At 63.9% G+C, this 12810-nt stretch carries 17 protein-coding genes and 4 tRNA genes; 9 read left to right on the top strand and 12 right to left on the bottom strand.

Translation table 11 applies throughout. The features are described 5' to 3' along the window. From Q0693_RS00385 to Q0693_RS00365, 5 genes are all read right to left on the bottom strand, one after another. The coding region (locus Q0693_RS00385; protein WP_279165230.1) for a GTP-binding protein at positions 1-141 on the bottom strand (141 nt) is incomplete at its 3' end. 67 nt (positions 142-208) lie between these two features. After that, a tRNA-Thr gene (locus Q0693_RS00380) sits at positions 209-284 on the bottom strand. Positions 285-287: 3 nt separating this feature from the next. Beyond that, positions 288-363 (bottom strand) — tRNA-Gly (locus tag Q0693_RS00375). Positions 364-388: 25 nt separating this feature from the next. Further along, positions 389-474 (bottom strand) — tRNA-Tyr (locus Q0693_RS00370). A 9-nt stretch (positions 475-483) separates the two neighbouring features. Continuing rightward, positions 484-559, bottom strand: a tRNA-Thr gene (locus Q0693_RS00365). A 70-nt stretch (positions 560-629) separates the two neighbouring features. Between Q0693_RS00365 and Q0693_RS00360 the strand changes: the two genes are divergently transcribed. After that, complete coding sequence (locus tag Q0693_RS00360) at positions 630-1925, top strand: MBL fold metallo-hydrolase (protein WP_298628121.1); 1296 nt, start codon at positions 630-632, stop codon at positions 1923-1925. A 17-nt stretch (positions 1926-1942) separates the two neighbouring features. On the opposite strand, the gene metF is transcribed toward Q0693_RS00360, so the two are convergent. Then, positions 1943-2821 (bottom strand): methylenetetrahydrofolate reductase [NAD(P)H], encoded by an 879-nt coding sequence (gene metF, locus Q0693_RS00355; RefSeq protein WP_298628118.1) that lies wholly within the window; start codon positions 2819-2821, stop codon positions 1943-1945. Between the two features lie 53 nt (positions 2822-2874). On the opposite strand from metF, the gene Q0693_RS00350 reads away from it, so the two are divergent. From Q0693_RS00350 to Q0693_RS00340, 3 genes are read left to right on the top strand one after another with little or no spacing between them, the layout of a single operon-like run. Beyond that, a complete protein-coding gene (locus Q0693_RS00350) occupies positions 2875-3465 on the top strand; it encodes a nicotinamidase (RefSeq protein ID WP_298628115.1) in 591 nt (196 codons plus the stop codon). A gap of 9 nt (positions 3466-3474) precedes the next feature. Continuing rightward, positions 3475-4092 (top strand): hypothetical protein, encoded by a 618-nt coding sequence (locus Q0693_RS00345; RefSeq protein WP_298628112.1) that lies wholly within the window; start codon positions 3475-3477, stop codon positions 4090-4092. Further along, the gene (locus tag Q0693_RS00340; RefSeq protein WP_298628109.1) at positions 4082-4885 is read left to right on the top strand and encodes a histidinol-phosphatase HisJ family protein; all 804 of its coding nucleotides are present in this window, start codon (positions 4082-4084) and stop codon (positions 4883-4885) included. The genes Q0693_RS00345 and Q0693_RS00340 overlap by 11 nt, the downstream gene beginning before the upstream one ends. Here the strand turns inward: Q0693_RS00340 and Q0693_RS00335 are convergent. Genes Q0693_RS00335 through crcB form a run of 4 tightly spaced genes read right to left on the bottom strand, consistent with a single transcriptional unit; the run spans position 4861 to position 6497 of the window. Continuing rightward, on the bottom strand, positions 4861-5127 hold the full coding sequence (locus Q0693_RS00335; RefSeq protein ID WP_298628106.1) for a hypothetical protein: 267 nt from the start codon (positions 5125-5127) through the stop codon (positions 4861-4863). The two genes, Q0693_RS00340 and Q0693_RS00335, sit on opposite strands and share 25 nt — an antisense overlap. Next, entirely contained in the window at positions 5124-5738 is a 615-nt protein-coding gene (locus Q0693_RS00330; protein WP_298628103.1) for a sulfite oxidase-like oxidoreductase, read from the bottom strand. The genes Q0693_RS00335 and Q0693_RS00330 overlap by 4 nt, the downstream gene beginning before the upstream one ends. A gap of 44 nt (positions 5739-5782) precedes the next feature. Then, the gene (locus Q0693_RS00325) at positions 5783-6115 is read right to left on the bottom strand and encodes a DUF190 domain-containing protein (protein ID WP_298628100.1); all 333 of its coding nucleotides are present in this window, start codon (positions 6113-6115) and stop codon (positions 5783-5785) included. Positions 6116-6119: 4 nt separating this feature from the next. Further along, positions 6120-6497, bottom strand: a complete 378-nt coding sequence (crcB, locus tag Q0693_RS00320) for a fluoride efflux transporter CrcB (RefSeq protein WP_298628097.1) — start codon at positions 6495-6497, stop codon at positions 6120-6122. Positions 6498-6517: 20 nt separating this feature from the next. Between crcB and ribH the strand changes: the two genes are divergently transcribed. After that, positions 6518-6991, top strand: coding sequence for a 6,7-dimethyl-8-ribityllumazine synthase (ribH, locus tag Q0693_RS00315; protein WP_243029251.1), 474 nt, complete (start codon positions 6518-6520; stop codon positions 6989-6991). Here the strand turns inward: ribH and Q0693_RS00310 are convergent. Continuing rightward, entirely contained in the window at positions 6978-7382 is a 405-nt protein-coding gene (locus Q0693_RS00310; RefSeq protein WP_298628089.1) for a DUF4395 family protein, read from the bottom strand. The genes ribH and Q0693_RS00310 overlap by 14 nt on opposite strands. A 77-nt stretch (positions 7383-7459) precedes the next feature. Here Q0693_RS00310 and pgeF point away from each other — a divergent pair, with 77 nt between their 5' ends. Genes pgeF through Q0693_RS00290 form a run of 4 tightly spaced genes read left to right on the top strand, consistent with a single transcriptional unit; the run spans position 7460 to position 12465 of the window. Beyond that, positions 7460-8185 (top strand): peptidoglycan editing factor PgeF, encoded by a 726-nt coding sequence (gene pgeF / locus Q0693_RS00305; RefSeq protein WP_298628086.1) that lies wholly within the window; start codon positions 7460-7462, stop codon positions 8183-8185. 34 nt (positions 8186-8219) lie between these two features. Then, on the top strand, positions 8220-8702 hold the full coding sequence (locus Q0693_RS00300) for a YqeG family HAD IIIA-type phosphatase (RefSeq protein WP_298628084.1): 483 nt from the start codon (positions 8220-8222) through the stop codon (positions 8700-8702). Further along, complete coding sequence (gene pilB / locus Q0693_RS00295; protein WP_298628081.1) at positions 8699-11365, top strand: type IV pilus assembly ATPase PilB; 2667 nt, start codon at positions 8699-8701, stop codon at positions 11363-11365. Before Q0693_RS00300 ends, pilB begins: the two co-directional genes overlap by 4 nt. 11 nt (positions 11366-11376) lie before the next feature. After that, the gene (locus Q0693_RS00290) at positions 11377-12465 is read left to right on the top strand and encodes a type IV pilus twitching motility protein PilT (protein ID WP_298628078.1); all 1089 of its coding nucleotides are present in this window, start codon (positions 11377-11379) and stop codon (positions 12463-12465) included. A gap of 12 nt (positions 12466-12477) precedes the next feature. Here the strand turns inward: Q0693_RS00290 and Q0693_RS00285 are convergent, their stop codons facing one another. Further along, a complete protein-coding gene (locus Q0693_RS00285; RefSeq protein WP_298628124.1) occupies positions 12478-12687 on the bottom strand; it encodes a zinc ribbon domain-containing protein in 210 nt (69 codons plus the stop codon). Positions 12688-12810 lie beyond the last annotated feature (123 nt).

The following is a 12810-nucleotide window of genomic DNA, read 5'->3' as shown; positions in this document are numbered from 1 at the left end:
GTCCTTCACCTCCACATTCGGGTTCTCCGCCGCCGCTACAAACGTCAACGCCGCCGTTAGCGTCGTCTTCCCGTGGTCCACGTGCCCAATCGTCCCCACGTTCACGTGAGGCTTCGTACGGATAAACTCGCCCTTGGCCATGGTTCCTCCTTCCTTCTTGCACGCAAAAGCCGCCCTGGGGACTTGGGGCCCAGGGCAGGCAAAGGGATGGAGCTCGCGGCCGGGCTCGAACCGGCGACCTCACCCTTACCAAGGGTGTGCTCTACCTGCTGAGCTACGCGAGCTCGTGGAGCGGGAGACGGGACTCGAACCCGCGACCCTCGGCTTGGGAAGCCGATGCTCTACCAACTGAGCTACTCCCGCATGGGGGTGTGCTTGGGCACACCTTTGGTGGGCAGGGCTGGATTCGAACCAGCGAAGGCATACGCCAACGGTTTTACAGACCGTCCCCTTTGGCCACTCGGGCACCTGCCCACGCCCGCTTGGAGCCACCCAGGGGAGTTGAACCCCCAACCCCCCGATTACAAGTCGGGTGCTCTACCGGTTGAGCTAGGGTGGCAGGACGGGGGATAGGACCCTGTCCGAGGGAATAGGCTAACACACCTGGGGGCAAGTGTCAAGATAAGGGCATGCGCATCGTACCTTTTGGCGCCGCTAAGGAGGTCACGGGAAGCTGCCACCTCCTTTGGGCCGAGGGCAGGAAGGTCCTTCTGGACTGCGGCATGTTCCAAGGGCGGGAGGAGGGAAAAAACCACGCTCCCTTTGGCTTTGAGCCCAAGGCGGTGGAGGCTGTGGTCCTCACCCACGCCCACCTGGACCACGTGGGCAGGTTGCCCAAGCTCTTCCGGGAAGGATACCAAGGGCCCGTCTACGCCACCCAGGCCACCTTTTTGCTGCTAAGGATCATCCTCGAGGACGCCCTCAAGGTCATGGAGGAACCCTTCTTTGACGAAGGGGACGTGGAACAGGTCTTCCGGCACGCCCACCCCTTGGAGTACGGGGCGTGGCTTCGCCTGGGGGACCTGACCCTCTCCTTCGGCCAGGCGGGGCACCTGCCGGGAAGCGCCTTCGTGGTGGCCCAGGGGGAGGGGAAAACCCTGGTCTATAGCGGGGATTTGGGTAACCGGCAGAAAACCGTCCTCCCCGACCCCTCCCTACCCCCTAAGGCGGATCTGGTCCTAAGCGAGGGCACCTACGGCGACCGGCCCCACCGGTCCTTCGCCGCCACGGTGGAGGAGTTTTTGGAGATTTTGCAACAAACCCTGGGCCAGGGCGGCAAGGTCTTCATTCCCTCCTTTGCCGTGGAGCGTGCCCAGGAAATCCTCTTCCTCCTCTACGAAAACGGCCACCTGTTGCCCGAGGCCCCCATCTACCTGGACTCCCCTATGGCCGAGCGGGTCCTGGACCTTTACCCCTCTTTGGTGCGGTACTTCAGCGAGAAGGTGCAGGCTTACTTCCTATCCGGCAAGAACCCCTTCCGCCCCAAGAGGCTAGAGGTGGTGGAAAGCGCCGAGGAATCCAAGGCCCTAAGCCGCCAACCTGGCCCCATGGTGGTCATCGCGGGAAGCGGCATGCTTACGGGAGGACGCATCCTCCACCATCTCAAACACGGCCTTTCCGATCCCAAAAACGCCCTGGTCTTCGTGGGTTACCAGCCTCGAGGGGGCCTGGGTGCGGAAATCATCGCAAGGCCCCAGCGCATCCGCCTCTTGGGCCAGGACGTGCCCCTAAGGGCCAGCGTGCATACCCTGGGCGGCTTCTCAGGGCATGCCGGGCAGGATGAGCTTCTGGACTGGCTGGAGGGGCAGCCCCGGATAGCCCTGGTGCACGGGGAGGAGGAAGCCCTGGAAAAGTTGGCCTCCCTTTTGGCCCCAAGGGGGCAGGAAGCCCGGCTGGCCCGCTTTGGGGAGGCCATAGAGGTATGAGGCCACCCCCTGGGCCCTCAAGCCGGTCTAAAGCCCAGCCTCTCCAGGACCATGCGGGTGGCAGGGCTTTTGTTGAGGGTGTAGAAGTGCACCCCCTCCACCCCCGCCTCTAAGAGCTCCGCCACCTGGCGGGCGGCGTGCTCCACCCCGATCTCCAGAATGGCCTTGGGGTCCTCCTGGTGCCTCTCCAGTTGGGAAAGGAGAGGACCAGGGATGCTGGCCCCACAGACCTCGGTAAAGCGACGAAGCTGAGGGTAGCTGGTGATGGGCATGATGCCTGGGAGGATGGGGATTTGTATGCCCACCCGCCTGGCCCTTTCCAGGAAGCCAAAGTAGTGGGCGTTGTTGAAGAAAAGCTGGGTGATGGCGAAGTCCAAGCCCGCCTCCACCTTGGCCTTGAAGTGGAGGAGGTCGGCCTCGAGGCCCGGGCTTTCCGGGTGCCCCTCGGGGTAGGCGGCCCCACCCACGGAAACCCCTTCCCCATAGCGGCTCCGGATGAAGGCCACCAGCTCGGAAGCGTAGCGGAACCCCTCGGGATGCGGCGTAAAGACCTTTTCCCCTTGGGGAGGGTCCCCGCGGAGGGCCAGGATGTTCTCCACCCCTGCGGCCACGAACCGGTCCAGAACCCCCTCCACCTCCTTCCGGCTCTGCCCGGCCACGGTGAGGTGGGCAAGGGGGTTTAGCCCCAAGTCCCGTATGCGCTTAGCCCAGAGCACACTGCGATCCCTCGTGCTGCCCATGGCCCCGTAGGTGATGGATACGAAGGCCGGCCGGAAAACCTTAAGCTCCTCCATGGTGCGGAAGAGGGCCTCCTCCCCTTCCGGGTTTTTGGGGGGGAAAAACTCAAAGGAAAAAAGCGGCCCCTCGCGCATCTTCAGGAGGTCCCGTATTTTCATGCGCAAGAGTGTAGCCCCTCCTCCCCCCCAGGTCAAGGTGGCAAAATAAGGGTATGGTGGAAGTTCCGGAAATCCCCAAGGTGGAAGGTTTGGAGCTCCCGGCCAAGGAGACCGCCTTAATCGTGGTGGACATGCAAAACGACTTCGCCCACCCCCAGGGGGCCCTCTTCGTGCCCGATGCCCCCAAAAGCGTCCCCGCCATCCAGCTCCTCCTGGAAAGGGCGCGGCGGGCGGGGGCGCGGGTGGTCTACACCCAGGACTGGCACCGGGAGGACGATCCCGAGTTCCAGATCTGGCCCCGGCACGCGGTGGCCGGCACCTGGGGGGCGGAGATCCTGGAGGAGCTTCGCCCTGAACCGGGGGACCTGATTATCCAGAAAGTGCGCTACGACGCCTTCTACGGCACCCCCTTGGACCATTACCTCCACCTTTGGGGGATTAAAAACGTGGTGGTGACGGGCACCGTGGCCAACATCTGCGTGCTGCACACCGCGGGCTCCGCCGCCTTGCGCTGGTACCGGGTGGTCCTGCCCGAGGATGCCACCAGTGCCCTTACCCCCTTTGACCTCCAGGCCGCCTTGCGCCAGATCACCTTCCTCTACCAGGGGCAGGTGACCCGGGCCGAGGGCGTGCGCTTCCGCTGAGCCCCAGGCGTGGACCCAGGACTCCTTCCTCTAGCCCAAGCGCAAGGCCAAGGGGAAATCCGGCTTCTCCAACGGGCCCAGTCCCTGGGCTTTCCCGTGGTGGAAAGCTGGGTGGTGGGGCTATGGGAGGAGTTTGCCCGGCTCAACAACCTTTCCGAGCGCATCCAAAGGCTTTTCCAAGGCGTCTTCGGCGTGCGCATAGACGAGGAACGCCTCCTCCTGGCAGCCGAAGAAGCGGAAAGGGCGGTGCGGGAAAGCTACCTGTTGCCGGAACGGGCTGAGGCCTTTCTCCAGGCCCTCCAGGGGAAGGGTCCCTTCCTCCTTCGCCGGCCCGGTGAAGGCAGCTACCGGCTGGCCCATACCCCCCAGGAAGCCCTCTTCGCCCTAAAACGGCTTTGGGCGGAGGCCTTTAGGGTGGAGGCCATCTTGGAGGGCTATCCCTTCCTCTTTCCTCCCTCGGCTCCCGTCTTGGTTCAGGCCCTGGACACCCCCGGCAAGGACCCTCTCCTCGAGGTCCAGGAAGACCCTTTCCTCTCCTTGGATCTCTTTGGGGCCTTGGGGGAAAGGGTGGTCGCCTACACCTGGGGAGGCCTCCTCTTGCGGATAGAATCCCAACATGGTGGATAGCCACCTCCATACCCCCCTTTGCGGCCACGCCCATGGAGCCCCTGGGGAGTATCTCTTCCACGCCCGCAAGGCCGGGCTAAAGGGCGTGGTCTTCACCGACCACAGCCCCATGCCCTCCTGGTACGACCCCCATAGCCGCATGCGCCTCGAGGCCCTCCCCTTTTACCTCCTGGCCCTGGAAAGGATCCGGGAGGAACACCCGGACCTCTACCTAGGCATTGGCCTGGAGGCCGACTTCCACGAGGGGACCCAGGGCTTTGTGGCCACCCTTCTCAAAAGCTACCCCTTTGACTACGTGATCGGGAGCGTCCACTACCTGGGGGCCTGGCCCTTGGACCACCCCGACCACCAGGAGGAGTACACCTGGCGGGAACTGAGGGAGATTTTCCAAGCCTACTTCCAGGAGGTGGAGAAGGCCGCCAGAAGCGGGCTCTTCCACGCCATCGGCCACCTAGACCTGCCCAAGAAGTTCGGCCACCACCTACCCGAGGAGGCCCTCTTGGACCTTGCCGAACCGGCCCTTCAGGCCATAGCGGAGGAGGGGCTTTTCCTGGACGTGAACACCGCCGGGCTCCGGAACCCCGCCAAGGAGATCTACCCCGCCCCCATCCTTCTCAAGCGGGCCCAGGAGCTGGGGATAGGGGTGGTCCTGGGCTCCGATGCCCACCGGCCAGAGCAGGTGGGGCACGCCTTCCCGGAAGCGGTGGCGCTTCTGCTGGACCTGGGGTATCGGGAAGCCCACTACTTCCAAGGGGGAAAGCCCCTAGCCTACCCCTTGTCCAGGGCCCCATAAACCCGCTCCCTCAGGGCACCCAGGTCCAGGTCCTCCCGCCGTCCCCAGGCTTCCCCGTACGCCCCCACCGCCACCAACCGGGAAAAGGCCTCGGCGCAAGGGTCGGGAGCAGGGGCCTCATACTCCATAAAGGTGACCCGCTCGTAGTCCTCGGCGTACTCCTCTTCTTCCGCCTTCACGCACTCCCAATAGCGGCGCAAAGCCTCCTCCACGTGGAGACGGAACTGCTCCAAAGACGTCACCCCTCCCCCCCTCCTTTCCGGCTTTGAAACCTCAGGCTTGCCGCAGGGATAGGGCCTTCCTGGAAGCGCTCCTCCCGCCAGGGGTCGCCCCGGAAGTGGTAACCCAGCTTCTCCCAAAAGCCTAACTCCAGATGGTCCAAAAGTTCTATGCTCCGCACCCACTTGGCGCTTTTCCAAGCGTAAAGGTGGGGCACCAAAAGCCGCACCGGCCCACCGCGTTCCAAGGGCAGGGGCTTGCCGAAAAGGGTATGGGCCAGGAGAACGTCCTCCCGCAGGAGGTCCTCCAGGAAGAGGTTGGTGGTGTAGCCCCCATAACAGCGGACCAAGGCGGCTACTGCCTGGGGCTTAGGCTTGGCCTTCAGCAAAAGATCCTTCACCCGCACCCCCTTCCAAGCCACGTCCAGGCGGCTCCAGCGGGTCACGCAGTGGAAATCCCGGGTGAGCTCCACCTGGGGTAGCCCCAGAAGCTCCTGGTAGGTGAGGGTAAGGGGCTCTTCCACCAGGCCGAGAAGGGAAAAGCGCCACTCCTCGGGGGAAATCCGAGGTTCTTCCCCATAGGTGAGGATGGGGAAGCGCTCCGTCACCACCTGGCCGGGGGGGATACGGTCCATACCCCCAGGTTAAGACCCGCTCCGGGGGCTAAAAGCAACCTGGCTCACCGGCTTTGGTAGCGGATCACCTCCACCTTCTCCAAGGTGACCAGCCCCTCCCGCACCATCCCATCCAGAACGGGCAAAAAGGCCCGGATCTTCTCCTCCGTATCCACGATCTCAATCATGACGGGCAGGTCCTCGGAAAGCTGCAACACCTTGGCGGTGTGGATGCGGGAGTGTGCGCCGAAACCCATGAAGCCCTTAAACACCGTGGCCCCGGCCAGGCCCTGGCGCTTGGCCTCGAGGACGATGGCCTCGTAGAGGGGTTTCCCCCCATGCCGGTCCGACTCCCCCACGAAGATGCGCAGGAGCTTGGCCTCCCCCTCTAGCTTCATACCCTTAGGCTACCAGGGCCCCGCCCAGGCGGTAGCCCAAAAACACCAGGAAAAGGCCCAGGAAGATGCTGAAAAAAACGTATAGAAAAGCCCTCCCCACCTCCCCATCCTGCAAAAGGGCCAGGGTCTCGTAGCTGAAGGTGGAGAAGGTGGTGAACCCCCCTAACACCCCCACCGCCAGGAAGAGGCGCCCTTCCCCGGAAAGGGCCCCCTCCAGGGATAGGCGGATCACCACGCCGATAAGAAAGCTACCCAAGGCGTTGATCACCAGGGTGCTATAGGGGAAACCGGGCCCTGTTAGGGCTTGCACAAAGGCCCCAAGCCCATAGCGTAGGGCGGAGCCCAAGGCCCCGCCCAAGGCCACCAGCAAGTACCGCTCCACCCCCCAAGTATATTGGGACCATGAAGCCCAAGACCCTTTCCCCCATCCTCACCGCCAAGGGGGTGCGCCTGGCCATCGCCGTGGGCCGGTTCAACGAGCGGGTGACCAAGATGCTCTTGGAAGGGGCCCTCGAGGCCTACGCCCGCCTGGGGGGGGACCCCGGCGAGGTCCTGGTGGCCTGGGTACCGGGTTCCTTTGAGCTCCCCCTGGTGGCCAAGCGCCTGGCGTTGCGCCCTGACGTGGATGCGGTGGTGGCCCTAGGGGCCGTGGTGCGGGGGGAAACCCCCCACTTTGAGTACGTGGCTGGCCAAGCCGCTTCCGGCCTGATGCAGGCCATGCTGCAGACGGAAAAACCCATCGTCTTCGGCGTCCTCACCACCAACACCCCAGAGGAGGCCCAGGAAAGGGCCGGGGGCAAGGCGGGGAACAAGGGAGCCGAGGCGGTCTTCACCGCCATTGAGATGGTGCGGCTTCTGGAGGCTATTTCCCGGTGAAAAGGGCCCGGGCGTAGCGCAGGTGCAGGTAGAGGAAGCACCCCAAGCAGAAGCCGAAGGCCAGGTTGATGAAGGCCAGGAGGGCCACCAAAAGGGCCAGGCCATAACCGACCCCCTTTAGGCCGAGAAGGAGGAACAAGGAGGCCAGTCCCAAAAACACCGCCCCCAGGGTACGGGCGAAGCGGTGGGGCCTGGGGTCCTCCTCTACCAGCTTGGGGGGTATGCCCAGGGCCCGCTTGAGGGCCACCATCAGGTCCCAAGGCGTATGCTGGCTATACATCAGGAGGAAAAGGAGATAGACGGGAAGGGGAAGGTCCAAAAGCGCCGCCAAGGGCAGAAGAAGGGTAAGCAGCACCTGGTTAAAGCGGAGCTGGTTCCGGTCCGTCTTCATGGGACCAGTATACACCTGAGCCCGTGAAACTAAGGGGTACGGTTTCCCCCGAGCCTGGCCTCTAGCAGAATGGGGCCATGGTCCCTCTCCTCACCACCCCCTTGCCCGTACCCCATGGCTTCACCACCCGTCTGGGGGGGATTTCGGAAGGCCCCTTCCAAAGCCTGAACCTCTCCGCAGCCACCGGGGACGCCCCCGAAAGGGTGGCGGAGAACCAGAGGCGGGTCCTGTCCCTCTTTGGCCACCCCCCGGTGGCCGGGCTTAAGCAGGTGCACGGAACGGAGATCCATCGGGTGGAAGGCCCTGGGGTTTGGGAAGGAGATGGCCTCCTCACCCAGACCCCTGGACTCCTCCTCCGGGTGGGGGTAGCGGACTGCTACCCTCTTTTGCTTTACCACCCCAAAGGCGCGGTGGCGGCCCTGCATGCCGGCTGGCGGGGGGTAGTGGGGGGTATCCTGCCGCGAGCCTTAGAGCTCCTAGAGAGGCTGGGGCTGGATCCAAAGGAGACCCACCTGGCCATCGGCCCTGGCATTGGGGGCCGGTGTTACCAGGTGGGGGAGGAGGTGGCGGAACGGTTCGCCCAAGCGGGTCTAGACACCTTTACCCCGGACCCCACCGCCCCCGGGAAGTACCTTCTGGACCTGGAAAGGGCCCTCCTCCTCCAGGCGGAAAGGGCGGGGCTCCTTCCGGAAAGGATCTACCGGGTAGGCCTTTGCACCCACTGCGAGCCCACCCTCTTCTCCCACCGCCGCGACCGGGGGAAGACCGGGCGGATGTGGGGGCTCATCATGCTCCCCCGTTAAGGGCTCGCTAACCCCGCCGTGGCACAATGGAAGCATGCTCTTCCCCCGGGCGGTCCTGCCCTCCCTCCTCCACCTCACCCCCCAGTGGCTGGAGGAACGGGGCCTGAAGGGGGTGATCCTGGACCTGGACAACACCCTCCTGCCCTACGGGGAGGAGACACCTTTGCCGGAGCACCGGGCCTGGTTGGAGGCCTTAAAGGCTGAGGTTCCCGTTTATCTTCTCTCCAACGCCTTGCCCGAACGCTTCCGCCGCATCCAAGAACAGCTGGGCCTTCCCGGCCATGCCCCCGCCTTAAAGCCTTGGTTGGGGTTTAAAAGGGCCCTGGAGGTCCTGGGATTTCCCGCCCGGGAAGTAGCGGTGGTGGGGGACCAGGTTTTCACCGATGTCCTTGGGGGCAACCTGGTGGGGGCCTACACGGTTTTGGTGCCCCCCTTGCGGGAAAAGGAATTCTTTTACACCCGTTTCATACGAATGTTGGAAGCTCCGTTTAGAAAGCCGCGGGGAGGACTGGGATGAGCGTGTTGACCATTGGGGACAAACGGCTAGGGGCCATCCTGTTGGATGCCGGCCTCCTCACCGACGAGGAGCTGCAGATGGCCCTGGAGAAGCACCGGGAGGTGGGGGGCTCGTTGGCGGAGGTCATCGTGGACTCGGGCCTTCTCTCCGAAAGGCGCATCGCCCAGGCCATTGAGGACCACTTCGGCATCCCCTTGGTGGAGCTTCATACCTTGGATATCCCCCCCAGGGTGAAGGCCCTTTTGCCGGCGGAGAAGGCCAAGGAGCTCCAGGCCCTCCCCTTTGCCCTGGACGAGGAGGCCGGGGTGGTGCGGGTGGCCTTCGTGAACCCCCTGGACACCCTGGCCCTCGAGGAGGTGGAGGACCTCACGGGGATGGTGGTGGAGCCCTACCAGGCCACCAAGAGCGCCTTCCTCTATGCCTTGGCTAAGAACTACCCGGAGCTCGGCCTACCCCTACCCCCTCCCCCCAGTGGCCCCAGCCGGGAGGAGCTGAAGGTGGGCGAGCTTCTGGTGCAAAAGGGCCTTTTGGACCGGAACACCCTGGAGGAAGCCCTGGTGGAGCAGGAAAAGACCGGGGATCTCCTGGGCCGCATCCTGGTGCAAAAAGGCCTACCCGAGGAAGCCCTCTACCGGGTTTTGGCGGAGCAAAAGGGAATGGGGTTCCTCCCCTCCACCCAAGACCTCTCCCCCGACCCCACCGCCGCCAATCTGCTCCTTCGTTCCGACGCCCTGCGCTATAGCGTCATACCCGTGGGGTTCAAAAATGGGGAGGTGGAGGTAGTCCTGGCCGACCCCCGGCATAAGGAGGCGGTGGCGGAGCTATTAGGACACCCTGCCCGTTTCTTCCTTACCCCACCCAAAGAGTGGGAAGCCCTTTTCCACCGGGCCTATCCGGAGAAGAGTCGCCTGGGGGAGGTCCTGGTCCAGGAGGGCCGCTTGAGCCGGGAGAACCTAAGGGAGGCCCTCGAGGTGCAAAGGCACCTGCCCAAGGCCAAGCCCCTGGGGGAGATCCTGGTGGAACTGGGCCTGGCCCGGCCCGAGGATGTAGAGGAGGCCCTGAAAAAGCAGCGCCAGGGTGGAGGCCGCCTGGAGGACACCCTGGTGGCCTCGGGCAAGCTAAAACCCGAGGCCCTGGCCCAGGCGGTGGCGGCCCAGCTGGGCTATGCCTACATTAACCCCGAGGAAAACCCCCCGGACCCCGGGGCCGCCCTCCTCCTCCCCGAGGACCTGGCCCGCCGCTATGGGGTCTTCCCCCATCACCTGGAGGGCAAGTCCCTGGTTCTCCTCATGAAGGATCCCCGGAACATCCTGGCCCTGGACGACGTCCGCCTGGCCTTAAAGCGCAAGGGCCTGGCCTACGAGGTGGTGCCCGCCGTGGCGACGGAGGCCGCCATCACCAAGCTGATAGAGCGCTTTTACGGCAAGGAGGAGCTGGGCGAGATCGCCAAGGAGCTCTCCAAGGGCTACCAGGAAGAGGAGACCATTACCCCCGAGCTGGACGAAAGCGCCGCCCAGAAGTTCGTCAAGCAGGTGATCCGGGAAGCCTACCTCCAGGATGCCTCCGATATCCACATAGAGCCCAGACAGTCGGACGTGCTGGTGCGCTTGCGGATTGACGGTACCTTGCGCCAGTACACCACCCTGCCCAAAGGGGCCCTGAACTCCGTCACCAGCGTGGTCAAGATCATGGGCGGCCTCAACATCGCCGAAAGGCGCCTACCCCAGGACGGGCGGGTGCGCTACCGGGAAGGGGCCATCGACGTGGACCTCCGCCTCTCCACCCTGCCCACGGTCTACGGGGAGAAAGCGGTGCTGCGCCTTTTGAAAAAGGCCACCGACATCCCGGAGATCGAGGAGCTGGGCTTCGCCCCCGGGGTCTTTGAGCGCTTCCAGGAGGTGATCTCCAAGCCCTACGGCATCTTCCTCATCACAGGGCCCACCGGAAGCGGCAAGAGCTTCACCACCTTCTCCATCCTGAAGCGCATCGCCACCCCCGATAAGAACACCCAGACCATTGAGGACCCGGTGGAGTACGAGATCCCCGGCATCAACCAGACCCAGGTGAACCCCCAGGCGGGCCTCACCTTCGCCCGGGCCCTTAGGGCCTTCTTGAGGCAGGACCCGGACATCATCATGGTGGGGGAGATCCGGGACTCGGAAACCGCCAAGATCGCCACCGAGGCCGCCCTCACCGGGCACCTGGTCATCGCCACCCTACACACCAACGACGCCGCCCAGGCCATCACCCGCCTGGACGAAATGGGCGTGGAGCTTTTCAACATCTCTGCCGCCCTCATCGGGGTCCTCTCCCAACGCTTGGTGCGAAAGATCTGCGACGGATGCAAGGTGGAGGTAAAGCCTGACCCGGAGGTCCTGCGCCGCCTGGGCCTTTCCGAAAGGGAAATCCAGGGAGCTAGGCTCTTTAGGGGTATGGGGTGTGAGCGCTGTGGAGGCACCGGTTATAAGGGACGGTACGCCATCCACGAGCTATTGGTGGTGGACGACGAGATCCGCCACGCCATCGTGGCCGGAAAGTCGGCCACGGAGATCAAGGAGATCGCCAGGAGGAAGGGGATGAAAACCCTACGGGAGGATGGCATCTACAAGGCCCTCCAGGGGATCACCACCCTCGAGGAGGTCCTGGCGCGTACCATTGAGTGAAGGAGGGCACCATGGCCCAAACGCCTGACATCGTAGACCTTTTGACCCTGGCCGCAGAGCGGGGGGCCAGCGACTTGGTGATCACCGTGGGCCTTCCCCCCATGATCAAGGTGGACGGGGAGTTCCACCCCACGGAGTACGAGCCCCTCTCCCCCCAGGACACCCGCCGGCTGATGTACGCCCTCATGGACGAGAAGCAACAGCGGATCTTTGAGGAGGAAAAGGAGCTGGACTTCTCCTTCAGCCTCCCAGGAAAGGGCCGCTACCGGGTCAACGTCTTCTTGCAACGGGGGAGCGTGGGCGGGGTCTTAAGGGTGGTGCCCGCCACCATCAAGAGCTTTGAGGAGCTGGGCCTGCCCAAAAACATCGCCGAGATCGCCATGGCCCCCAGGGGCCTGGTCCTGGTCACGGGGCCCACGGGAAGCGGGAAGAGCACCACCTTGGCCTCCATGATCGACTACATCAACGAGCGCAAGCCGGTGCACATCGTGACCATTGAGGACCCCATAGAGTTTTTCCACAAGCACAAGAAGGCCATCATCAACCAGCGGGAGATCGGCTCCGATACCCACGGGTTCCATAAGGCCCTAAGGAGCGTCCTCCGCCAGGCCCCAGACGTGATCCTGGTGGGGGAGATGCGGGACTATGAAACCATCGCCGCCGCCATCACCGCCGCGGAAACCGGGCATTTGGTCATGGGCACCCTGCACACCAACTCCGCCCCGGAAACAGTGGACCGCATCATCGACGTCTTCCCGGAGGCCCAGCAGGAGCAGGTGCGGGTGCAGCTTTCCAACAACCTGGTGGCGGTGCTTACCCAGCAACTTCTTCCCAAAGCCTTCGGGGGCGGAAGGGTCTTGGCCTATGAGCTCATGATCGCCACCCCGGCGGTAAGGGCCTTGATCCGGGAGGGGAAAAGCCACCAGCTCCGCAGCGTCATCCAAACCGGAGGCCAGTACGGCATGGTCACCATGGACGCCTGCCTGGCCGATTTGTATAAGCGGAAGCTCATCACCTACGAGATGGGCCTGAACCGGGCGGTGGACGCCAAGGAGTTCATGCGCCTGGCGGGGGTGCAGGAGGGAGCCAAGCGCCCGTGACGACTCCCCGCTCTAAAGAGCGGGGCTTCTCAGAGGCGGGTTTATTCCCACCTCTGAAGGCTCCGTCCGAGCCTTAGCCAAGATGTTCACTGCCGCTGCCACGTCCCGATGGAGAAGAGTACCACAAGAGGGACAGGTGAACTCCCTGACCCACAGGGGCCTCTTCTCCCGGTGATTGCAGACAGGGCAGTCTTGGCTTGTGTACCTGGGGTCAACCCTTATAAGAAACTGTTGTAAAAGTCCCCCCCACCAGCTTATGCGGCCCTGGCCAGCCGCTTCACCAGCAAGCGTATCATGCCTAGGTACATCCAGGCTTCCGTTACCTCAGGATGGTACTCGTAATCC

It is taken from the genome of uncultured Thermus sp. (assembly GCF_938010445.1).
Taxonomy (GTDB): Bacteria; Deinococcota; Deinococci; order Deinococcales; family Thermaceae; genus Thermus; species Thermus altitudinis.
This window is presented reverse-complemented; position numbering and strand designations above follow the sequence as displayed.

What these genes read in the sequence shown, in the direction of transcription:
- Q0693_RS00360 (WP_298628121.1), top strand. Translation starts at nt 630, where the DNA reads ATGCGCATCGTACCTTTTGGCGCCGCTAAGGAGGTCACGGGAAGCTGC.
- metF (WP_298628118.1), bottom strand. Translation starts at nt 2,821, where the DNA reads ATGAAAATACGGGACCTCCTGAAGATGCGCGAGGGGCCGCTTTTTTCC.
- Q0693_RS00350 (WP_298628115.1), top strand. Translation starts at nt 2,875, where the DNA reads ATGGTGGAAGTTCCGGAAATCCCCAAGGTGGAAGGTTTGGAGCTCCCG.
- Q0693_RS00340 (WP_298628109.1), top strand. Translation starts at nt 4,082, where the DNA reads ATGGTGGATAGCCACCTCCATACCCCCCTTTGCGGCCACGCCCATGGA.
- Q0693_RS00330 (WP_298628103.1), bottom strand. Translation starts at nt 5,738, where the DNA reads ATGGACCGTATCCCCCCCGGCCAGGTGGTGACGGAGCGCTTCCCCATC.
- Q0693_RS00325 (WP_298628100.1), bottom strand. Translation starts at nt 6,115, where the DNA reads ATGAAGCTAGAGGGGGAGGCCAAGCTCCTGCGCATCTTCGTGGGGGAG.
- ribH (WP_243029251.1), top strand. Translation starts at nt 6,518, where the DNA reads ATGAAGCCCAAGACCCTTTCCCCCATCCTCACCGCCAAGGGGGTGCGC.
- Q0693_RS00310 (WP_298628089.1), bottom strand. Translation starts at nt 7,382, where the DNA reads ATGAAGACGGACCGGAACCAGCTCCGCTTTAACCAGGTGCTGCTTACC.
- pgeF (WP_298628086.1), top strand. Translation starts at nt 7,460, where the DNA reads ATGGTCCCTCTCCTCACCACCCCCTTGCCCGTACCCCATGGCTTCACC.
- Q0693_RS00300 (WP_298628084.1), top strand. Translation starts at nt 8,220, where the DNA reads ATGCTCTTCCCCCGGGCGGTCCTGCCCTCCCTCCTCCACCTCACCCCC.
- pilB (WP_298628081.1), top strand. Translation starts at nt 8,699, where the DNA reads ATGAGCGTGTTGACCATTGGGGACAAACGGCTAGGGGCCATCCTGTTG.
- Q0693_RS00290 (WP_298628078.1), top strand. Translation starts at nt 11,377, where the DNA reads ATGGCCCAAACGCCTGACATCGTAGACCTTTTGACCCTGGCCGCAGAG.